General features: G+C 68.8%; 18 protein-coding genes and 1 pseudogene. 7 read left to right on the plus strand and 12 right to left on the minus strand.

Annotated elements, in window-relative coordinates:
* On the minus strand, positions 1–639 hold a 639-nt coding region (locus tag DN771_RS29775; RefSeq protein ID WP_227462454.1), incomplete at its 3' end, for an ABC transporter substrate-binding protein.
* A 76-nt stretch (positions 640–715) separates the two neighbouring features.
* On the opposite strand from DN771_RS29775, the gene DN771_RS22955 reads away from it, so the two are divergent.
* A complete protein-coding gene (locus DN771_RS22955) occupies positions 716–1,492 on the plus strand; it encodes an alpha/beta fold hydrolase (RefSeq protein ID WP_162942299.1) in 777 nt (258 codons plus the stop codon).
* 19 nt (positions 1,493–1,511) lie between these two features.
* Here DN771_RS22955 and DN771_RS22960 read toward each other — a convergent pair whose 3' ends face one another.
* Both DN771_RS22960 and DN771_RS22965 read right to left on the minus strand, forming a co-directional pair.
* Positions 1,512–1,940: a lipocalin-like domain-containing protein gene (locus tag DN771_RS22960; protein WP_162942300.1), complete on the minus strand. Its 429-nt coding sequence runs from the start codon at positions 1,938–1,940 to the stop codon at positions 1,512–1,514.
* A gap of 40 nt (positions 1,941–1,980) precedes the next feature.
* Positions 1,981–3,579 carry an ABC transporter substrate-binding protein gene (locus tag DN771_RS22965; protein WP_162942301.1) on the minus strand — a complete coding sequence of 533 codons (1,599 nt, stop codon included), beginning with the start codon at positions 3,577–3,579 and terminating at the stop codon, positions 1,981–1,983.
* A gap of 170 nt (positions 3,580–3,749) precedes the next feature.
* On the opposite strand from DN771_RS22965, the gene DN771_RS22970 reads away from it, so the two are divergent.
* Together DN771_RS22970 and DN771_RS22975 are read left to right on the plus strand one after the other, a co-directional pair.
* Positions 3,750–4,232 (plus strand): nuclear transport factor 2 family protein, encoded by a 483-nt coding sequence (locus DN771_RS22970; protein ID WP_162942302.1) that lies wholly within the window; start codon positions 3,750–3,752, stop codon positions 4,230–4,232.
* Positions 4,229–5,137 (plus strand): amidohydrolase family protein, encoded by a 909-nt coding sequence (locus DN771_RS22975; RefSeq protein ID WP_116999912.1) that lies wholly within the window; start codon positions 4,229–4,231, stop codon positions 5,135–5,137. Before DN771_RS22970 ends, DN771_RS22975 begins: the two co-directional genes overlap by 4 nt.
* Before the next feature lie 61 nt (positions 5,138–5,198).
* Here DN771_RS22975 and DN771_RS22980 read toward each other — a convergent pair whose 3' ends face one another.
* The 4 genes from DN771_RS22980 to DN771_RS22995 form a co-directional block, all read right to left on the minus strand.
* Positions 5,199–6,005, minus strand: coding sequence for an SDR family NAD(P)-dependent oxidoreductase (locus DN771_RS22980; protein ID WP_116999913.1), 807 nt, complete (start codon positions 6,003–6,005; stop codon positions 5,199–5,201).
* Positions 6,006–6,394: 389 nt separating this feature from the next.
* Positions 6,395–7,603 carry a cobalamin-independent methionine synthase II family protein gene (locus tag DN771_RS22985; protein ID WP_162942303.1) on the minus strand — a complete coding sequence of 403 codons (1,209 nt, stop codon included), beginning with the start codon at positions 7,601–7,603 and terminating at the stop codon, positions 6,395–6,397.
* 8 nt (positions 7,604–7,611) lie between these two features.
* Positions 7,612–8,685: a peptidyl-alpha-hydroxyglycine alpha-amidating lyase family protein gene (locus DN771_RS22990; protein ID WP_116999915.1), complete on the minus strand. Its 1,074-nt coding sequence runs from the start codon at positions 8,683–8,685 to the stop codon at positions 7,612–7,614.
* Positions 8,682–9,905: an amidohydrolase family protein gene (locus DN771_RS22995; protein WP_162942304.1), complete on the minus strand. Its 1,224-nt coding sequence runs from the start codon at positions 9,903–9,905 to the stop codon at positions 8,682–8,684. The genes DN771_RS22990 and DN771_RS22995 overlap by 4 nt, the downstream gene beginning before the upstream one ends.
* A 96-nt stretch (positions 9,906–10,001) precedes the next feature.
* Between DN771_RS22995 and DN771_RS23000 the strand changes: the two genes are divergently transcribed.
* Complete coding sequence (locus tag DN771_RS23000) at positions 10,002–10,910, plus strand: cupin domain-containing protein (protein ID WP_116999917.1); 909 nt, start codon at positions 10,002–10,004, stop codon at positions 10,908–10,910.
* Positions 10,911–11,050: 140 nt separating this feature from the next.
* Here DN771_RS23000 and DN771_RS23005 read toward each other — a convergent pair whose 3' ends face one another.
* Positions 11,051–12,487 carry an ABC transporter substrate-binding protein gene (locus DN771_RS23005; protein WP_116999918.1) on the minus strand — a complete coding sequence of 479 codons (1,437 nt, stop codon included), beginning with the start codon at positions 12,485–12,487 and terminating at the stop codon, positions 11,051–11,053.
* A 283-nt stretch (positions 12,488–12,770) separates the two neighbouring features.
* Between DN771_RS23005 and DN771_RS23010 the strand changes: the two genes are divergently transcribed.
* The 3 genes and pseudogenes from DN771_RS23010 to DN771_RS30565 form a co-directional block, all read left to right on the plus strand.
* A complete protein-coding gene (locus DN771_RS23010; RefSeq protein ID WP_116999919.1) occupies positions 12,771–13,730 on the plus strand; it encodes an alpha/beta hydrolase in 960 nt (319 codons plus the stop codon).
* Between the two features lie 27 nt (positions 13,731–13,757).
* Positions 13,758–14,630: an amidohydrolase family protein gene (locus DN771_RS23015; RefSeq protein WP_116999920.1), complete on the plus strand. Its 873-nt coding sequence runs from the start codon at positions 13,758–13,760 to the stop codon at positions 14,628–14,630.
* Between the two features lie 77 nt (positions 14,631–14,707).
* Positions 14,708–15,859 (plus strand): annotated as a pseudogene (locus DN771_RS30565) (MFS transporter); the annotation flags it as partial.
* Positions 15,860–15,917: 58 nt separating this feature from the next.
* Here DN771_RS30565 and DN771_RS23025 read toward each other — a convergent pair.
* The 4 genes from DN771_RS23025 to DN771_RS23040 form a co-directional block, all read right to left on the minus strand.
* Positions 15,918–16,874, minus strand: a complete 957-nt coding sequence (locus DN771_RS23025) for an aldo/keto reductase (protein WP_116999922.1) — start codon at positions 16,872–16,874, stop codon at positions 15,918–15,920.
* Positions 16,874–17,857, minus strand: a complete 984-nt coding sequence (locus tag DN771_RS23030) for an aldo/keto reductase (protein WP_227462459.1) — start codon at positions 17,855–17,857, stop codon at positions 16,874–16,876. Before DN771_RS23030 ends, DN771_RS23025 begins: the two co-directional genes overlap by 1 nt.
* 67 nt (positions 17,858–17,924) lie before the next feature.
* On the minus strand, positions 17,925–18,689 hold the full coding sequence (locus DN771_RS23035) for an SDR family NAD(P)-dependent oxidoreductase (RefSeq protein ID WP_116999924.1): 765 nt from the start codon (positions 18,687–18,689) through the stop codon (positions 17,925–17,927).
* A 54-nt stretch (positions 18,690–18,743) separates the two neighbouring features.
* Positions 18,744–20,369, minus strand: a complete 1,626-nt coding sequence (locus DN771_RS23040) for an ABC transporter substrate-binding protein (RefSeq protein WP_116999925.1) — start codon at positions 20,367–20,369, stop codon at positions 18,744–18,746.
* Positions 20,370–20,395: the final 26 nt, after the last annotated feature.

Here is a 20,395-nt window from a genome sequence, read left to right on the forward strand (position 1 = left end):
ACCCTCGTCGAGCGCCGCTTGGATCGCCGTCGGCGAACCGACACCGGCGAAGTTCGACACCAACACCGTGTCCCAACCCGGATCAGGCGCCGGCAACGTGACCTGCAAGGACAGCTCGTCGATCACCTCCAACACCAGACCCTCGGTCGCCGGCTGGAACCGCGACCCCGTCTCGGGGTCCGCGGCCCGCTCGATGTTGTACTTGATCGCCTCGGCGTTCAACGGCGTGCCGTCGGAGAAGCTGATGTTCGGATGAAGCGTCAGCGTCCACACCGACGCGTCCTCGTTCGGTTCCAACGACTCGAGGAAGTACAACTCCACCGCACCCGTCTCCGTGTTCATGAACGCCAGATGCCCGAACACGGCAGCCGCGGTCGCCGCCTCGCTGTGGGCGAGCGAGACCCGGTGCAGCTGGGGGTCGAGCGTGACCGGCTGCCCACTGAACACCACCGTGGCGCTCCCGCCACGCGTCGGCACACCACCAGGCGACGCAGCCGACGACGGCTCCGGCTCCGTGTTCGACGCGGAGGCTGCGTCGAACACCGTGGCCGACACCGCGACCGTCAACGCCGCCACGACACCGAGACCGCAACGCGACCGCCGACGCGACCGCGCCGACCAGACAGAACTCTCGACCATGGTCACTCCTGCTCCCCCTCGTCGGGACGGTACACGAACCGCCCAGATCTTTTCGAGGATCGTATATGATCAAGTGATGAGCGTCAAGACAGGCCACCTCCGCGTCGGCGAGGACAGGCTGTGGTACGCCGACACCGGCGGAGACGGTCCGGCGGTCGTCCTCCTCCACGCGTATGCAGGCAGCGGTCACTCCTTCGTCCGCCAGCTGGCGGCCCTGCGGCGCCACGGATACAGGGCCGTGACGTACTCGCGTCGCGGACACCCTGGATCCACCGGACCAGCCGCCGGTGCTTCCCCCGCCGCCGACGATCTCCATTCACTCGTCGACGCCGTCGGGCTCGGCGCGGTCCATCTCGTCGGAACGGCGGCCGGCGGATTCGTCGCCACCGACTACGCCCAGAACTGGCCCGACGACGTTCGTTCCCTGACCCTCGCGTGCACGATGATCGGCATCGAGGACGCCGACTACCACGAGCTCTGCGAGCGACATCGACCGCCGGAGTTCGAACGGCTCACCGCCGAGGATCGCGAGCTCAGCAGGAGCTACCGGGCGACGCGGCCCGTCGGCGTCGCACGGTGGCGGAGGAACACGCCCTCGACCCGCCTCCCGCTCCCGCCCCACCGTCGCCCGATCACCTGGGAATCGATCGACGGCCTGACGATGCCGGTCTCGCTGATCACCGGGGCCGAGGACCCGTACTTCCCGCCCCCGGTGATGAGCGCAGTCGCCGCGCGAGTGCGTGACGGCCGCACCGCGGTGATCCCGGGCACCGGCCACTCTGCGTACTGGGAACAGGCGGTCCACTTCAACCGCATCCTGCTCGGCTTCCTCGACGACGTCGAGCGTCGCTGAGCCAACCGGAAGGCGGTGTTCAGCCCGCGCCCACGCGCTCCCACCTCATGGCGATCGACTTGTTCTCGTTGGTGAGGATCAGCGTCGTGCCCTCCAGCGTGACCAGGCGGACCTGGTCGACGCCGATGATGTTCGGGTAGTTCGACTGCTCGACGAAATGGATCACTCGATCTCCGTCCCAGCGGTAGGTCCCCGCGTAGGAGCGGAAGTCCTCGTACGCCTTGAGCTTCTCCTCCGTGGTGCCCACGTAATACGCCGGGTCGGCGAACGGCTCACGGTCGGCGTTGGACATCAACATCGACATCGTGCCCTCGGGCGTGTACATGATCTGGCCCTTCACCCGTTCCCACTGCGGCGGGGAGGTGGTCGGGTCGTCCTTCACCAGGACCTCCCACCCGCTCAGCTTCCACGTCCCTACCAAGGGGCAGTCCCCTGCTGACTCGGTCACGTCACCGTCCTTTCGATCTGTCGCCATGTCAACGGGCCGCTCACTCGTACCCGACCTCCGCCCACAGCGGCAGCGTGCCGAGGTTGATGCCCCGCGGGATCACGATGCCGTCGCTGTAGCCGAGCGTCAGCACGCCCTGGCCGAGCCACACCGCGGGCATGTCCTCCACCAGCGCTCGCTGGACGACGTCCCAGACAGCCTTCTGCTCCTCGATCGTCGACGCCGTGGCGAGCTGCTCCATCGCCTCGGATGCCTCCGGGTTCTCCCAGCCGGTCGAGTTGAGCGTCCCGCCGGGGGCGAAGTAGTCGAGCAGCGAAGGCACTGGATTGATGAAGTAGACGCCCCAGGCGAGTGACTGGAACTCGCCCGCGAGCGGTGCCGCGATGTACTCGGCGTACGTACGGATGTCCGGTTCGAACGTGACGTTGTCGTACTCGGCCAGCTGGGCGATCAGGCCGTCGACGACGGCCGTCTGCTGGGCGCTGGCGAACGTCGTGTAGCTGAACTCGACGGGCTTGCCCTCGGCGGCGAGCTCGTCGAACAGTTGTTGCGCCGCGTCGTGGTCCTGCTCGGGCCAGGAGTACTCGGGGTTGTGGAATGGCGAGGTCTCCGGGAAGAGCGTCGTCGACGGGGCGGTCCCGGGAGCGAACGCATCGGAGAGGATCTGGCGATCGATCGCCAGGGCGAGCGCCTGCCGGGCGCGGATGTCGTCGAACGGCGGGATCGTCGTGTTGAGGAAGATGCTGGCGCCGCCGGCGGTGTAGGTCGGTACCGCGTTCGCCGTCGCCAGGAGCTCGTCGGTCGGCCCGCCGCCCGACGTGCCGACGATCTGCGCGGCGCCCGTCTGGATCGCCGTGACCTGCTGCGAGAAGTCGTCGACGTTCTGGAACTCGAGCTCGTCGAGGTACGGCTGGCCCGGCATGAAGTCCTCGAAGTACGGGTTCCGCTCCAGCACGATCGAGACGCCGGGGTCCCATTCCTTGACCATGAAGGGACCGGCTCCGACGGGCCGCGTGCCCACCTCCACACCGTCGTCGATCGCGGCCTGCATCGCCGTCGGCGAGCCGACGCCGGCGAAGTTCGCCACCAGATCGGCCGCCCACAGCGGATCGGGCCCGGGGAGCGTGACCTGCACCGTGAGCTCGTCGACCACCTCGACCACGAGCCCTTCCGTCGCGGCTTCGAAGCGCGAGCCGGTCGCCGGATCGGCCGCCCGGTCCATGTTGTACTTGATCGCCTCGGCGTCGAGCGGGGTCCCGTCGGAGAACCTGATGCCGGGGTGCAGCGTCATCGTCCACACCGACGCGTCGTCGTTCGGTTCGAGCGACTCGAGGAAGTACAGCTCCACGGCGCCGGTCTCGGTGTCCATGTAGGCCAGGTGACCGAAGATCGCAGCCATCACGGCGGCCTCGGTGAACGCCAGCGACACGCGCTGCAACTGCGGGTCGAGGATCGGGTTGAGCCCGCTCATGACGGCCACCGCCCGGCCGCCACGAGTCGGCTGCGCCGCAACGGAGCTCACCGGCTCGGTCGTCGCCTCGGCGACTCGGGTGGCCGTCGTGGCGACGGCCATCGAGAGCATCAGTGCTGCTGCGCCGAGGCGGCGACGCACCGATGCCGGAGACGCATTGCTCGTCATCTCGCTTCCCCTCCCCCGCGCAGCGCGCCACGCGGGTGCTGTTGGACAGCCTGATCCTATACGATCTATCCTGGTCGTCAAGCGAACGTGCGTCAGAGCGCAAACCGATGGGCACTGCGTCATATACGACACACGACGCGAGAGACGCCTCGAACCAAGGGAGCTCGAACATGAACATCGACGCCGACCGCCTCGCGCTGACCCAGCAGCTCCACGCATTGCTCGTCGACTACTGGCACGACGTGGACACGAACTGGGGCCGGCTGGCCCCCGACTACTTCACGCCCGACGGGCTGTGGGTCGGCGAGAACTCCACGTTCGAGGGCCGCGAAGGAGTGCGCGCCTTCTACCAATGGCGCGAGAAGCGTGGGAACAGGGTGGTCTTCCACTCTGTGCAGAACCTGCGAGCGATCTTCGACGGCGGGCCCGACAAGGCGCTCTGCCAATGGGTGATGGTGCTGCACGGTGGTGACGGAACGCCTCCCATCGCCACCAACCCCCCGATCCTCATCGACTACATGACCGAGCGGTGGGTCCTCACCGACGAGGGCTGGAAGATCAACCACCGCAGCTCGAACGTGCTGTTCAAGGGCGGCGCCCTCCTGCCGCGGCCCGAGCTCGGCGTCCCTCACGACGCCGCTGCGGCGCAATGACGCCCAGCCCTCTCTTCGACACGCACGCCCACGTCATCTCGGACGACACGACCGCCTACCCTCCCAACCCGAAGGCGCGGAATCTGAACGCCGCGCCGTTCACGATCGACCAACTGCTCGCCGGCATGGACGCCGTCGGCGTGGATCGGGCGTGCGTCGTCCAGCGGTTCCACTACTACGGCACCGACAACTCCTATGTGCTCGACGCCTGCGCCGCGCACCCCGACCGGCTCACGCCGGTCGTGATGTTGGACGGCGACGATCCGAACGCTCCGGACGAGCTCCAGCGACTTGTCGACCGCCAGCCGATCGGCGGGATCCGGTATGGCGGGCCGGCGCTCGACAGCTACGACACGGCGTGGCTCAACTCGCCAGGGGTCATGCAGCTCTGGGAGAAGGCCGCCGAGCTGAGCCTGCCGGTGACGCTGATCATGTTCGAGCCACACATCAGCTACGTGCTGCCCGCCCTCGCGATGATCGCCCAGCGGTTTCCCGACACGCCGATCGTCATCGACCACCTCGGCACGCTCCACGGCGCCGTCCCTGCTGTCGCCGAGCTGCGCAAGAGCCCCGGCTACGAGCCCTACATCACCGCCCCGGACTTCGGCGTCACGGCGGCGCTGCGCGACATCGGAACCCGCCCCAACGTCCACTACAAGTTCTCCGGGATCAACCTCGGGTGCCTGAACGCCGACGGTGTCGATCCGGCGGTGTTCCTGCGCCGCTTCGTCGACGAGTTCGGGGCCGACAGGGTGGTGTGCGGCTCGGACATCGGCCAGACGGTCGGGCCCTACGCCCGTCTCGCCGGCGAGTTGCGCGACGCCACCCGTCTCTTGACCGACGCCGAACGGGCCCTCGTCCTCCACGACACCGCCGCCCGCATCTACGACAACTGGCCCAGCTGACCCGACCGGCCGAGACCGCGAGCGTCCTTGCGGACCAACCGGCCTGGCGTCGAAGGGCCTCCTACGCGAGATCGATGCCGTGCTGCTCGACGAACTCGGCGGCGACGATCACCCGTCCCGTGTGGGCCATCGGGTCGCGGGCCAGCATGGCGACGACCTTGGCGGGCTGGACAGCCGAGACCCCGCGCGAGAGATCCATTCCCTCGCGCGGCCGGGACCGCACCCGTTCGGTGAGGATGAAGCCAGGGTGGAGGGCGATCACCGCGATGTTGTCGTGGTACAGCTCGAGCGCCAAGCCCGTGCTGAGCCGATCGAGCGCCGCCTTGGTGACCCCGTAGACCAACGGGGCGCGATCGCGTTCGTTGGTCATCGGGGTTCCTCCCTCGCTCACCGGTGCCGGGTGCCGGCCCGAACCGGACGAGATGTTGATCACCGCACCGCCGCCCGCGGCCAGCATCGCCGCGCAGACGGCGTGGGTCAGGACGTAGGGGGCCCGGACGTTGGCGGCGAACGAGCGCTCGAGGAAGTCGACGTCGCCGTCCATGAACGGCGTGCCGTGGTCCATCAGCGCGGCGTTGTTCACCAGAAGGTCGATGCGTCCGAACTGCTCGATCGCGGTGTCGACGAGCCGTCGATCGTCGTCGTCGACGTTGACGTCCATCCTCACGGCGATGGCCGTGCCACCAGCGCCGCGGATCTCGTCGACGGTCTCGTGGATGGAACCCGGCCACTCGGGAGTCCCCGACTCGCTCCGGCCGGCAACCACCACCCTGGCGCCATCGCGGGCCAGCTCCAAGGAGATCGCCTTGCCGATGCCGCGAGCACCGCCGGTGACGATCGCGACCTTGCCGCCGAGTGGGTCATTCATGATTGGTTTCCTTTCGCTGACGCTCCTGTCGCCGTTCGTGGGTTCTGAACGGTGGAAGTGCGTACGGGGTGGGCCTCGGGGAGCGCGCTGGGTCGGCACTTCGGCGGGTCCGTCGCGCCTCTCTCGTCGTCTGCTCGCCGGAGGTCGGGCCGCTTCGCCGGCGACGGCTGCTGCTCCGACGGCGAGGTGATCGACATCAGTGGCCGGGTGCACGCTGGACACATCGAGAATCTGGGGCTCGATCGTGCCATTCGGTGACCGGGGGCTGGATCGTGACGAAAACCGTCACGATCCAGCCCCCGAAACATCCCCACGAGCCGCGCCGACCTCGAGACCCTGACCCACATGCCCGACAGGAGCGCCCGCTTTCGGTGACATCGCTGTCCAGGTCATCCGCGTCGCCAGAGCTCGGCGCTCGCCAGCGCCGCGCCCTGCGACAACGCGCGGAGCTTCGCCCACACGACCTCGGCGTGACCGACGCGCGAGCCGATGCCGCAGTCGGTGCCAGCCTCGAGGTGCTCCTTGCCGACGACACTCGCAAACCGCAGCAGCCGTTCGGCCACGAGCTCGGGATGCTCGACCAGGTCGGTGGCGTGCCCGACCACTCCGGGCATCAGTTTGGTCCCTTCGGGAAGCTTGACGTCCTCCCACACCCGCCACTCGTGCGCGTGACGGACGTTGCTCGACTCCACGGCGTACACCTGCGCACGGATCTTGACGAACAGGTCGGCGATGTGCCTGAGCTCGATGTCCTGCGTGTGCGGCCGGTGCCCGCTCCCCCAACACGTGTGGATCCGGATCTGGTCGCGCGGGAGACCGTCGGTGCTGTGGTTGATCACCTCGACGCACCGCTCGAGGTAGAACCGGTACTGGTCGACGTCGAACTCGGGATGGAACTGCCAGCCCGTGGTGAACTCTGGCTCGTCGATCTGCAACACGAGGCCGGCGTCGGTGATCGCCCGGTACTCCTCGCGCATCGCTTCGGCGGCCGCGACGAGGTACGACTCCTCGTCCGGGTAGTGCTCGTTGCGACGCCCTGCGGCCAGGCTCAGTGGTCCGAGCGCGGCGATGAAGCCGATCTGGTCCCGGCCGCGCAGCCCGTCCACGATCGCGGCCACGTCGGCAGCGATCGCGTCGTGCCCGGTGTAGGCCAGCGGCCCCGTGCAGACGTACTCCTTCGTCACCGGCGGCGGAGCGCCCGGCGTCGAGAAGCCGGGCCGGATCGGGCCACCCGACCCCGAGTACCAGAGGCCCGACTCGTAGAAGCCGGGGAACTCGTCGCGGTCGCGGGCACCGGAGATGTCGCGCTTGGGCTCCTGCGTGGGATCGACCGGCTCGAGCGAGTAGCCGGCAAGCCGGCCGAAGATGTAGCTGCCGTAGTTGCCGCCGCCGGCCGCCTTGACGTACTCCCCGTCGTTGACGATGTCGAGGCCACAGTCGACCTGCCGGGCGATCACGTCGTCGACCGCGCCCGGCAGCGCCGCGACGATCGCCTCGCGTCGACGCTCACCCTCCATCAGCAGGGCATCGAACGCCTCTGGTCGTGGGAGGTTGCCGCCGTGGGAGGTCGGGATCCGGTCGACGTTCGGTTGCATCATGGTCTCCTTCATCGTGGTCTCGTGGCGACGTGATGGGTGGAGGGTGACGGGCCGGACCGGGGTCCGAACCGCTGGAGTTGGTGCTGTGCGCACGACGGGCCCACCAGGCCGGGTCCGACGGCGAACGTGTAGGTCACCTCGGCCACGTAGACGCGGCCGCCGGCGTCGACGGCGATGTCGTGCGGGGCGATGAACGTGCCCGGCGCGCCGCGTCGCTCGCTCGACGCCCCCCATCTCGTGAGCACGGCGCCATCGGGGTCGAGCACCGTCACGCGGCCCGGCTGGTCGACGGTCGCGACGCCCGAGGTGAACGACGCCTCGCCCGCCGGCCGCCAGAGCTCGGCGACGTAGATGCGGCCGTCGTCACCGACCGCCACGCCGGCCGGACGGCGCAGATCGGTCCACTCCGCGAGGAATGCGCCATCGGGGGCGAAGACCTGGATGCGGTCGTTCTCGCGATCCCCCACGAGCACTCGCCCGTCGTGGGTCAGCGCGATGCAGTGCGGCAGGTGGAACTCGCCGGGACCGGTGCCGGCGTCCCCCCACGAGTGCAAGAGGGACCCCTCGTCGTCGAAGTGGTGGATCCGGCAGTTGCCGTATCCGTCGGCGACGAACAGGTGACCGTCGCCGGTCACGGCAACGTTCGTGCAGCCGTTGAACGGACCAGCCGGCCGAACGACCGTCTCGACGCTGTGGATCGCCGGCACCGTGGTCGGGTCGAACCCGGTGTCCGACGGCTCGTGGGGCGATCCCAGCGTCATGAGCAACCGGCCGTCGGGTGTGAACCGGCGGACCGTGTGGTCGCCGTTGTCCACGCAGTACACCGTGTCGTCGGGCCCGACCGTGAGTCCGTGCGGTGCGGTGAACACGCCCTCGCCCCACGCGCGCAGCAACGTGCCGTCGGGCTCGAAGACCAGGACCCGGTGGTCGTGGCGAGTGAGCAGGTAGATGTTCCCGGCGGAGTCCACGTCGACGCCGGACACGTCCCGGTGAGGACACTGCGGATGCGGCGCCGGCCACCCCGCGTCGAGCTCGAACTCCTCGTCGAGGGGGCGCGGCGAGGGGGCCGCCGGATCGCTCATGACTCCGCGGGCGCCGGGAGCCAGCCCCAGGGATGGGTTCCCCAACGCGGGGCATGCAGCCGGCCGGCGCGCACCGTGTGCACGGGCACCAGACCGTGGCGCCCGAGGAACGTGTCGCCGCGAGTGTCCTCGAACCGGAAGTCTCCCTCGACCACGTCGATGATCGAGACGTCCGCTTCGCGGCCCACGGCGAGCGCCCCGAGCGTGTCGGCGCGCCCGATGGCGTGGGCGGCGCTCGCCGTGGTCATCCGTACGACGTCGGAGAGGGTGTACCCGATCGCCATGAACTTCGCCATGCATTCGAGCAGGCTGTGGAAGTCGTAGCCGTACGCCGTGAGGTCGCTGCTGATCGTGTCGGGGTGGAACCCGCGCTGGGCGAGTTCGGCGGCGACGGCGTAACCGAAGTTGCCGCGACCGAGGGCGGGGTCGAGGACGACGCCTCGGTCGCGTGCCGCCTGCAACGTCGGGAGGACCTGCCCCGCAGCATCGAGGACGCCACCGGGGTTCGGCGTGCACAGGTGCGTCAGGATGTCGCCGGGCCGCATCTGGTCGAGGAGGTGCATGGTCAGCTGCGCCATGCGAACGCGGTGTTCGGGGTCGTCGCGTCCGAAGTCCCCGATGTGCGTCATCAACGGAACGCCGTGCTCGGCGGCCATCGCCACCGAACGACGGATCAGCTCCTCGCCGTGCTCGGCGGCGGGCGTGCCGACCAGCCGTAGCTTGATCCCCTCCACGAGGCCGGGGTTGTGCTCGACGCAGAGGCGCATGGCGTCGATGTCGAGGTCGTCGACGCTTCGCATGTCGGACATGCCGGGCATGGTGTGGGCGAAGCAGGCGGCGTTGGCGAAGCAGATGGTGCGCGTCGCCGCCCGGGGCACGATGTGAACCGGGAAGACGCCGATGTTCGCCACGCCGACGGAGCCGCAGTCGACCACGGTGGTCACGCCCGACTCGACGCCGATGGAGTCCGGATCGCAACACAGCATGCCGAGCCCCGGCGTGGTCGCTCCGTGGGCGACGTGCGTGTGGATGTCGATGAGGCCGGGGACGACGTACCGTCCGGGCCGGCCGGCGTCGAGCACCGTGCCTGCCCCCTCGATCGGCAGGTCGGCTCCGATCGCCGTGATCGTCGATCCCTCGATGCCGATGTCGACCGTGCCGTCGATCCCCTGCCCCGGGTCGAGGACCGACCCTCCCTTGATCACCAGGTCGTACGGCACCACTTCTCCTACAGCGTTCGCAATGTCGTATATGATTCCCTACCTCGTCAAGACGCGCAAGCCCAGGCCTCGTCACTCATTTGATATGATCGTACAATGCCGTACGATCCGTCCGATCCTCGCTCCCGGCTGTCCACCGCGGTCGCCGCCCCGCCCGGCATCCCCCGCCCGGCGACGTACCGCGAGCTCCATCGCGTCCCGGCCGACGAGGGCCATCCGAAGGGGAGCAAGACCTGGTGGACCCGCACCCAGGCGATGGTGATCGCTCACACGGAGGCGGCGCCGGGCGACGTGCTGAGCGTCGACGCCAGCGGCGAGTACGCCGTGCTCGTCACCGAGGGCGCCGGCGTCACCGTCGAGCACGGGCCGTCGGCCGAGAGCGTCGACGAGTTCGCCGTCGTCATCATGCCGTCGGGGACCACCACCGTGCGCGTCACCGCGCCCGGCGTGGTCATCCGGGTGTTCGGCGCCCCCACCGTGCCCGACCTCGCCGCCCGCTGCGCGAACGCGGCCGACTACGAGTCGCCCGACGAGAACGTCGCCGAGTTCGTCCCCTGGCCGGCGCCGCCCGCGGGCGAACGGATCCGCGTCTACCGGGCTGCCGACTACCCCGACGAACCCGGTCGCCTCGGGCGGCTCTTCCGGTGCACGACCGTGATGGTCAACGCCTTCGACGCCCAGACGCAGCCGCGTGACACGACCATCCTGTCGCCGCACCACCACGACGATTTCGAGCAGGTGTCGTTGCAGATCGACGGCGACTTCACGCACCACATGCGGGTCCCGTGGGCGGCGAACCGGTTGCTCTGGCGTGACGACGAGCACCGCCTGACCGAAGCCCCGGCGACTGTCGTCATCCCGCCGCCGCTGCTCCACACCAGCCAACCGAGCGACACGGGCCGCCGGTTCTTGATCGACGTCTTCGCACCGCCCCGTTTCGACTTCTCCGAACAGCCGGGCTGGGTGCTCAACGCCGACGAGTACCCCATGCCCGAGACGACCTGACGTCGATCGACGCCGGGGAGCCCGACGACGTCGGTCCGGGGCGAGACCGCTCCGGACCGACGTGACCGTCAGGCCGTCACCTCAGGGCTTCGTCAGGCCGTCACGTCAGGCCTTCATCAGGCCGTGACGTCAGGCCTTCATCAGGCCTTGTAGCCGACCTCGCCGAACAGCGGGATCGAGCCGATGTTGATGGCCCGGGGCACCACCATGTCATCGGAGAAGCCGACGGTGATCGGCGGCTGGCCGAGCCAGAGGGCCGGCATCTCGGCGATCAGCTGCTCCTGGATGATGTCCCACTGCACGTTCTGCTCCTCGAGCGTCGACGCCGAAGCGAGATCGTCGAACGCCTCGCCGACCGCCTCGTTCACCCAGTTGGAGTAATTGAGCAGGCCGTCGGGATGGAGGCTGTCGTACATGATCGGCATCGGGTTGACGAAGTAGATCCCCGAGCAGAGCGACTGGAAGTCGCCGCGCTGCATCGATGCGATGTACTCGCCGTACACCCGGACATCGGGCGTGAAGGTCACGTTGTCGAACTCGGCCAGCTGCGAGATCAGCACGTTGATCACAGCCTGTTGCTGTGGTGAGTCGAACGTGGTGTAGCTGAATTCGAGCGGCTTGCCCTCGGCGGCCAGCTCGTCGAGGAGCCGCTGCGCCTCTTCCACATCCTGGTCCGGCCACGTGAGGTCGGGGTTGTGATGCGGCGAGTGCTCCGGGAAGAGCCCTGTCGACGCCGCGGTTCCCGTCTGAAACGCGTCCGACAGGATCGAGCGGTCGACCGCCAACGAGAGCGCCATGCGCGCCCGGATGTCGTCGAAGGGCGGCCGGTCGACGTTGAACGTGATGCTCGCCCCGCCGCTTCCGTTCGTGACGACGGCGTCTCCCGCCTCGAGCAGCGCTTCGGTCGCGGCTCCGCCGAACGACAGCGCCAGCTGTGCGGCCCCCGACGCGATGGCCGACGTCTGCTGCGAGTGATCGTCGACGTTCATCAGCGTGAGCTGGTCGAGGTAGGGCTGACCGGGCAGGAAGTCACCGAAGTACGGATTCGGCTCCAATACCATCCTCGCCCGCGGCTCCCACTCGGTCACCATGAACGGTCCGGCCCCGACCGGGACGGTGCCCACCTCCACGCCCTCATCGAGCGCAGCCTGGATCGCTGTCGGCGATCCGACACCGGCGAAGTTCGTGACGAGGACGGCATCCCAGCCGAGGTTCGGCTCGGGCAGGGTCACCTGCAGCGTCAGCTCGTCGAGGACCTCGAGGACGAGGTCGCGCGCCTCGGGCTCGAACCGCGAGCCGGTCGCCGGATCGGCAGACCGTTCGATGTTGTACTTGATCGCCTCGGCGTCGAGTGGCGTGCCGTCGCTGAACTTGATGTCCGGGTGGAGCCTCATCGTCCACACCGCGCCGGTGTCATCGGGCTCGAGGGACTCGAGGAAGTACAGCTCCACCGCACCGTCGACAGCGTTGAAGTAGGCCAGGTGGCCGAAGATCGGCGCCATCGCCGCCGCTTCACCGAACGCCACGGTGACGCGGTGCAGTGCCGGGTCGAGCCCGACCGGCAGGCCGCTGAACACCGCCGTTGCAGTACCGCCTTGCCGCGGCTCTCCCGCTCCAGGAGACTCCGTCGTGTCGGTCGCCGCATGCCCGACCGCGCTCGAACCGGCAAGCAGGACGGCGAGACCGCCCGCGATCCGTAGCCGTCTCCTCCTGGCCCTCACGTGGTCGCGCCGTATCCCCACAGCTCTCACCATCGTTGTCATTCAGTCCCCCTGTCTTCGTCCGGCCGGGTGCCGGAGTCGCGCGATCGTATATGGTTTGCCCGCTCAAGGGAACATCGATTGTATAGGATGTTCGTCCATGGCTCCGATCACCCGACGCGACTTCCACGTGACGACCGACGACGGGGTGTCGATCGCGATCCGCGAGGTTCGCGATCCGGACCGGTCCGACCGGGTGCCGATGATCCTCCTGCACGGGACGCGGATCCCCGGGCTGTCCGAGTTCGATCTCCCCGTGCCCGGCGGGTCACTGGCCGAGGATCTCGCCCGCAAGGGACACGTCTGCTACATCGTCGATGCGCGCGGATTCGGCCGATCCCAGCGCCCCGCCGAGATGGACGAGCCGCCGGTGCCCGGCCGGCGCTCCCTCGTGCGCACGATCGAGATCACCCACGACGTCGACGCAGCCGTCGGTCACCTGCTCGAGACGACCGGCGCGCCGCGCGCGGGCCTGCTCGGATGGGGTGTCGGTGGGACGTGCACCCTCATGTACGCGGCGATCCACCCCAAGAAGGTGTCGCACGTCGTGCTGTACGACACGATCTACGGCGGCTGGGACAACCCCGACAAGCCAGAGCCGCTCGACCTGGCCACGCACCCCAACTACCTCGTGACCTCGCTGGAGCTCCTCGAGTCCCATTGGGACCGTGAGATCCCCATCGACGACAAGGCGGCGTGGCGCGATCCCGAGATGGTCAAGGCCTTCTCCCAGGCGCTGCTGGACGGCGACCCCAAGTCGATGACGTACGACCCCCCGTCGTACCGCAGCCCGAGCGGGATGCTCGAGGACCTCTACAGGATGATGCGTGGCGAGAAGCTCGTCCACGCCAGCCAGGTGTACGCCAAGGTGATGATCGTCAACCCCGAGTACGACCGGCTCTGCCGCGACGAGGACATGGCTGTTCTCGTCGAGGACCTGACCCACGCCGAGGAGGTCATCCACTATCGACCGCGCAACACCACCCACTACCTGCTGCTCGACCGGCCCGAGCGCGGGCGCGACGACCTCCTCGCCCGGCTCGACGAGTTCCTGCACTGATCCGACCGACGATCGAGGCGATCGACGATGACCGACCATTCCGACGATGAGGGCGACCGGGCCGAGCCTCCCCTCGTCGACTCCCACACGCACATCTTCCCTCGCGACGTACCTTTGACCGCGACGGCCTGGACGAGGCCGGACTACGAGTTCACCGTCGAGGAGTACGTGGCCGCGATGGACGCATCGGGCGTGCAGTTCGGGGTGATCGCCGCGATGAGCCTCACAGGTGACTACAACGACTACGTGATCGACGCGGTCCGCGCGACTCCCCGCTTGCGGGGCACGGTCAACGTGACGCCGGCCGTCCGGCGGAGCGAGCTCCGGGAGATGGCCGATGCCGGCATCGTCGGCCTCCGCCTGTTCCGCTCGGCAAGAAGCTTCGGCGACCCCGTCGACCTCACGACCGACGAGTACCGGGTTCTCTTCCGTCGCGTTCGCGACCTCGGCTGGCACGTGCACGTCGTGTGCGACCCGGCTTTGCTCGGCGAGACCCTCGACGTGCTCAACGCGGCCGGTGTCGACATCGTCGTCGATCACTTCGGCAATCCGGACCTCGACCTCGTCGAGGCCTGCCCGACGCTCGACGCCGCCGTCCGCTCGGTCGACGCCGGGCGCACGTGGATCAAGATCTCGGGGGGCTTCCGCCTGACCACGGCCACCGCACCGCGCCCGCCGGAGGCCTACGCCGAAGCGTGGGAGCGCGAGCGCCGCCTCGACACGTACCTACTCGGCAGAGTGGGCACCGACCGCCTGATCTGGGGCACGGACGCGCCCTTCGTCGGCCACGAGGGCACGGTCACCTATCAGGACGTCGTCGACTCCTACACGCGAGCCGTACCGTCGGCGGCCACACGGCGGGCCATCGACCGCACGGCGTTGCGGCTGTTCTTCTCCTGATCGACGCCGAGGCTCTGATCATATATGATCGCCCCATCAGCGAACGATCAGCCTGCACCGATCCCAGTGCGCTAGCCATCGAGACGGGCGGCACGTTCGCGTCGCTCCGGCTGCGCACCTTCCGCCTCTACCTCACGGGGGCGGCGGTCTCGATGACCGGCAGCTGGCTGACGGTCATCGCCCAGAGCCTGCTCGTCTACGAGCTCACTTCCAGCGGGGTCGCGCTCGGCGTCATCGGGGCGTGCCAGTTCCTCCCCGTCATCTTCTTCTCGTCGTGGGCGGGCCTCGTGGCGGACCGCTACGACAAGCGCTACACGCTGTTGCTGCTCCAGGCGGCCGGGCTCGTCCAGTCCGTCGCCCTCGCTCTCGTGGCCACCATGGATCGCCCGCCGGTGGCCGTCCTGTGCGTCTTCGCCGCGCTGCGGGGCACCACCGCCGCGTTCGACCTGCCGATCCGCCGTTCGATGGTGGTCGAGACGGTGCCGCCCCGGCTGGCCAGCAACGCGATCGGCTTGAACAGCGCCGTGATGGCGTCGTCACTCGTGTGCGGATCGGCGATCGGAGGCGCACTGGTGGCGCTCGTCGGCTTCTCGATGGCCTTCCTGACCAACAGCGCGACCTACGTGGTTGCCCTCGTCACGCTCTGGCGCATCAGATCCGCCGACCTCAGAGCTCCCGAGCCGATGCCGCGCCGGCGAGGTCAGATCGGCGACAGCATCTCGTTCATCCGCAAGACCGGGGATCTGCGCATCGCCCTCACCCTCACCGCCCTGACAGGATTCGCCTACAACTTCCCCGTCGTCCTGCCGATCCTCGTGTCGGACGGGTTCGGCCGGTCGACGACGTCGTTCACGTACATCTACTCGGCGCTCAGCGTCGGCTCGGTGTGCGGTGCCCTGACGATCGCTCGCCGGACGGTCGTCGACCTCCGCCTGCTGGCGCGCCTCGCCGCCGCCTTCGGCGTGGCGACCATCGCGCTCGGGCTCAACTCGGCGTTCCTGCTGGCGTTCCCGATCGCCACATCCATGGGGATCACCGGGTACGCGCTGCTCGCCGGTTCGATCAGTGTGATCCAGACCAACAGCGAGCCGAGCATGCGCGGGCGCATCGTGAGCTTTCATTCCATCGCCTCGATCGGCACCTGGGCCGTGACCGCCCCGTTCGTCGGCTGGCTCTGCGAGGCCGCCGGGCCCCGGATCGGCATCAGCGCCACCGGAGCGACGTGCCTGCTCGCGGCCACGTGGACCAGGGCGCAGCTACCTGGAGGCGCACCCGTCGCCGGGTGGCTCAGACCTCGGTCGATTCCGACGTCACGGCTCCGAAGATGGCGCCGAGCCGATCGAGCACCTGGCGAGGGAGTGGGGGCATGTTCAGCGATGCCACGTTCTCGAGCAGATGCTCGCGACTGCCCGTGCCGGTGATCGTCACGTCCATCCCGGGAGCGTGGCGGCAGAACCGGTAGGCCGCTTCGGTGAACGAGGCGGCGACGCCCGGCGCGGTGAGGAAGGCCAACGGCGCGTCGTCGTCGAACGTGCTGGGATCGATCTCCCGCGTGGCCACGAGCTTGCGCACGAGGGCTTCTGCGGTGTCCTGCCGGGCGAGCGGCCCACGCACCGCGAACATGCACAGCGTCCCGATCCCGTTTGCCGACGTGATGGGGAGCACCGACGTCAGGGCGGTCTGATTGACGAAGTTGAGGCCGATCATCAGCACGTCGAAGTAGCCGTCGGCCGCTGCGCGTGGCGCCATGCGGTGCGCCGTGTCGTCGTTGAATCGCTCGGTGAGCCCGGTGAAGCGGATCTTGCCCTTCTCCTGGAGCCGGGTCAGCCGGGGCAGGAGCTCGGTACAGGCGTGATCGTACTGGGACGGGAGCACGGCGTGCAGGTGGAGGATGTCGATGCAGTCGACGCCGAGCCGAGCGAGACAGCCGTCGACGCCCCGCTCTAGCGCATCGGCGTCGATCACGTTGTCGATGTCGGAGAACGCACCCGCGTAGATCGGCACCTTCGTCGAGATGACCACCTCGTCACGCCGGCCCCGTATGGCCTCGCCGACGATCTCCTCGGTCCCGTAGCCGGCCGCCGTGTCGATGAAGGTCACCCCGCTGTCGAGCGCGGTCCGCACGATGTCGACCGAGTGCGCGATGCTCTTGCCCTGCCCCTGGCCGAGCTTGCTCCAACCTCCACATCCCAGCCCGGCCACCGACACCGTGAGTCCGGTACGGCCGAGTGTCGTCGTCTGCATCACAGTGGCGGCCGGCGGCCGGCGAAGACGTGGAAGTTGTGTGGGTAGCCGACGTGCGGCGTACTCACCTCGTCGAGGCGGGCGACGTGCTCCACGTCGAGCTTCCAGCCGCTCGCGCCGAGGCTGTCACGGAGCTGGTCCACCGTCCTCGCCCCGACGATGGGTGACGTCACACCGGGTCGGTGCAGCACCCAGTTCAGCGCCACGCGTGCCGGGCTCTGACCGACCTCTTGGGCGATCTCGACGATGGTTTCGGCGACCGCCATGCCCCGGCCGTCGAGACGATTCCGGACGTTCCGGTTGTCCTGCCCCCGAGTGCCAGACGGCGGATCCTCACCGCGCCGGTACTTGCCCGTGAGCGCACCACCGCCGAGCGGGCTCCACGGCAGCACGGCGAGGCCTTCGTCGACGCAGCACGGGATCAGCTCGAGCTCGACGTCGCGCGACACCAGCGAGTACTCCGGCTGGAGGCTGACGAACGGCTGCCAGCCGTGGAGCGCGGCGACGCCCAGGGACTTGGCGATCTGCCACGCCGCGTAGTTGCTCGCCCCGACGTAGCGAACGTGTCCGCGCCGGACGAGGTCGTCGAGCGCCGCCATCGTCTCGGCGGCCGGCGTGAGCGGGTCGGACATGTGGATCTGGTAGAGGTCGATCCAGTCGGTCCGGAGCCGGCGGAGCGACTCGACCACGGACTTCTCGATGTGCCGGCGCGACGCGCCGGTGTCGTTGGGATGGCCACCGAACGGCAATCCGCATTTCGTCGCCAACACGATGTCGCCGCGTCGCTCGCCGATGATCCTCCCCAGGATCTCCTCCGAGCCACCATCGGAGTAGACATCCGCGGTGTCGACGAAGTTCCCACCCTGGTCGAGGTAGTGGCCGAGGATCTCGGCGCTCTGGGCCTGATCGATCTCCCGTCCGAAGGTCATCGTGCCGAGGGCCAGCTCGGCGACGGTGACCCCTGTGTTGCCGAGTTGGCGCATCTCCACCCGGGTACCTCCTGTCAACCGCGAGCCGTGTCCGGCCAGTGTCGATCGGCGTGTGATCGCATCACTGCGCCGTGAAGCCACCGTCGATGACGAGCGTCGAGCCCAACACGAACGTCGAGCGCTCACTCGCCAGCCAGAGCACGGCGTCGGCGATCTCGCTCGTGTGGGCATTGCGTCCGATGGGCTGACCCTGGCGAACCAGCGCGTCGGCGAACGGGTCCTCCCCGGCGAACAACTGGGTGTTCAGCTTGGTGTCCACCGTGCCGGGGGCGACGGCATTGACCCTCACCCCGGTGGTCGCCAGCTCGAGGGCGACCGTCCGCGTGATGCCGAGGACGCCGTGCTTGGCGGCCGTGTAGGGGGTCGTCCCGGGCGCGCCCACGAGTGCCGCGGCCGATGCCATGTTGACGATCGCACCTGCCCCGCGCGGGCGCATGTGACGGACCTGCGCCCGCACGCACAGCCACACACCCTTGAGGTTGACCCCGACGACCCGGTCCCAGTCGTCCTCGCTCGTGTCTTCGATCGCCTTGCTCGGCGTGATGATGGCGGCGTTGTTGAACCCGACGTCGATGCCGCCGAGCGACTCGATCACCCGCGCATGGGCGGCGTCGACCGACCGGGCATCGGAGACGTCGACGCGCTCGGTGTGCACCTCGGCACCGGTCGCACCGATCGCCGACGCCGTCTCGGCGAGGGCGTCGGCGTCCCAATCGAAGATGGCGAGCCGGGCCCCCTCCGCCGCGAATGCCTCGGCGCATTCACGGCCGATGCCCGCCGCGCCACCGGCGATGACGACGACCTTGCCCTGCAGTCCCAGGTCCATGCGTTACCTCTCTCAGTCGACCCGACGGCCGATGACCTGCCGAACGGACACCCCCTACTCGTAGCCGATCTCGGCCCACAGCGGGAAGGTGCCGTAGTTGATGGTCCGCGGGACGATCATCCCGTCGGCGTAGCCCACCGACACCACACCGACGCCGAGCCAGACGAACGGCATCTCCTCGACGAGCTCGCGCTGGAGGACGTCCCAGATGGCCTTCTGCTCGTCCAGTGTCGACGCCGTCGGCAGATCGGCGAACGCCGCGCCGACCTCGGCATTCTCCCACCGGCCGTAGTTGAGCACGCCATCGGGTGCGACGTAGTCGTAGAGGATCGGCAGGGGGCCCGTGAAGTAGGTCCCGGACGGCACGGACTGGAACTCGCCGGCAGGCATCGCTGCCACGTACTCGCTGTACGTCTTGATGTCGGCCTCGAACGTCACGTTGTCGAACTCGGCGAGCTGAGCGATCAGCGTGTTGACGACGTTGGTCTGTTCGGCGTTGGCATAGGTGGTGTAGCTGAAGTCGACGGGCTTGCCCTCGGCGGCGAGCTCGTCGAAGAGCCGCTGGGCCTCGGCCACGTCCTGCTCGGGCCAGGTGTACTCCGGGTTGTGGAACGGCGACGTCTCGGGGAAGAGCCCCGCCGAGGGTGGTGTGCCCGGTGCGAACGCCTCGGAGGTCAGATCACGGTCGAGAGCGAGGGCCAGGGCAAGCCGGGCCCGCACGTCATCGAACGGCGGTATCGCCGTGTTCAACGTGATGGCCGCCCCGCCGCCCGTCATCGTGACGACGGCATTCGCCGCCTCCACCAGCTCGTCGGTCGCGCCCCCACCAGACGTCAGGACGATCTGCGCCGCGCCGCTCGTCAACGCCGTCGTCATCTGCGAGCGGTCGGCGACGTTCTCCATCGTGATCTCGTCGAGATAGGGCTGGCCCGGCTTGAAGTCCTCGAAGTACGGGTTTCGCTCGAGCACCAATCGCTGGCCGGGGTCCCAGTCGGCGACCATGAAGGGGCCGGCCCCGACCGGCCTCGATCCCACCTCGACGCCCTCGTCGATCGCGGCCTGGATCGCCGTGGGCGACCCGACACCTGCGAAGTTGGACACCAGGTCGGCGTCCCACGACGGATCCGGCCCCGGGAGGGTCACTTCGAGCGTCAGCTCGTCGATCACCTCGAGCTCGAGACCCTCCGTGGCCGGCTGGAAGCGCGAGCCAGTCTCGGGGTCGGCTGCCCGCTCGATGTTGAACTTGATCGCCTCGGCGTCCAGTGGCGTCCCGTCGCTGAACTTGATGCTCGGGTGCAAGCGCATCGTCCACACCGACGCATCCTCGTTGGGCTCGAGCGACTCGAGGAAGTACAGCTCGACCTCGCCCGAGATCGGGTTCATGTAGGCCAGGCTGGCGAACACGGCCGACGACGCGGAGCACTCGGCAAAGCAGAACGAGACGCGCTGCAGCTGCGGATCGAGCGAGGCCGGCTGCCCGCTGAAGACGACGACCGCTTTGCCACCACGTTGCGGCTCGGCAGTCGCCGCCGGCTCGGAACCCGCGGGAGGTTCCGTCGTGGCGCTGGCAACGCCACCGGCGATGGCGCCGGTGATGCTCGCAGCCGCCAGGACTGCGGCTCCTCGGCGCAGGATGGGCCGACCACGCGTGAGCGATCGGACGACAGTTCGGTGGGTCATGACAGATCCTTTCGACACAGCTCGCT

Source organism: Desertimonas flava (genome assembly GCF_003426815.1).
In the GTDB taxonomy this organism is placed as follows: Bacteria; Actinomycetota; Acidimicrobiia; order Acidimicrobiales; family Ilumatobacteraceae; genus Desertimonas; species Desertimonas flava.

What these genes read in the sequence shown, in the direction of transcription:
- DN771_RS22955 (WP_162942299.1), top strand. Translation starts at nt 716, where the DNA reads ATGAGCGTCAAGACAGGCCACCTCCGCGTCGGCGAGGACAGGCTGTGG.
- DN771_RS22965 (WP_162942301.1), bottom strand. Translation starts at nt 3,579, where the DNA reads ATGACGAGCAATGCGTCTCCGGCATCGGTGCGTCGCCGCCTCGGCGCA.
- DN771_RS22970 (WP_162942302.1), top strand. Translation starts at nt 3,750, where the DNA reads ATGAACATCGACGCCGACCGCCTCGCGCTGACCCAGCAGCTCCACGCA.
- DN771_RS22975 (WP_116999912.1), top strand. Translation starts at nt 4,229, where the DNA reads ATGACGCCCAGCCCTCTCTTCGACACGCACGCCCACGTCATCTCGGAC.
- DN771_RS22980 (WP_116999913.1), bottom strand. Translation starts at nt 6,005, where the DNA reads ATGAATGACCCACTCGGCGGCAAGGTCGCGATCGTCACCGGCGGTGCT.
- DN771_RS22985 (WP_162942303.1), bottom strand. Translation starts at nt 7,603, where the DNA reads ATGATGCAACCGAACGTCGACCGGATCCCGACCTCCCACGGCGGCAAC.
- DN771_RS22990 (WP_116999915.1), bottom strand. Translation starts at nt 8,685, where the DNA reads ATGAGCGATCCGGCGGCCCCCTCGCCGCGCCCCCTCGACGAGGAGTTC.
- DN771_RS23000 (WP_116999917.1), top strand. Translation starts at nt 10,002, where the DNA reads ATGCCGTACGATCCGTCCGATCCTCGCTCCCGGCTGTCCACCGCGGTC.
- DN771_RS23010 (WP_116999919.1), top strand. Translation starts at nt 12,771, where the DNA reads ATGGCTCCGATCACCCGACGCGACTTCCACGTGACGACCGACGACGGG.
- DN771_RS23015 (WP_116999920.1), top strand. Translation starts at nt 13,758, where the DNA reads ATGACCGACCATTCCGACGATGAGGGCGACCGGGCCGAGCCTCCCCTC.
- DN771_RS23025 (WP_116999922.1), bottom strand. Translation starts at nt 16,874, where the DNA reads ATGCAGACGACGACACTCGGCCGTACCGGACTCACGGTGTCGGTGGCC.
- DN771_RS23030 (WP_227462459.1), bottom strand. Translation starts at nt 17,857, where the DNA reads ATGCGCCAACTCGGCAACACAGGGGTCACCGTCGCCGAGCTGGCCCTC.
- DN771_RS23035 (WP_116999924.1), bottom strand. Translation starts at nt 18,689, where the DNA reads ATGGACCTGGGACTGCAGGGCAAGGTCGTCGTCATCGCCGGTGGCGCG.
- DN771_RS23040 (WP_116999925.1), bottom strand. Translation starts at nt 20,369, where the DNA reads ATGACCCACCGAACTGTCGTCCGATCGCTCACGCGTGGTCGGCCCATC.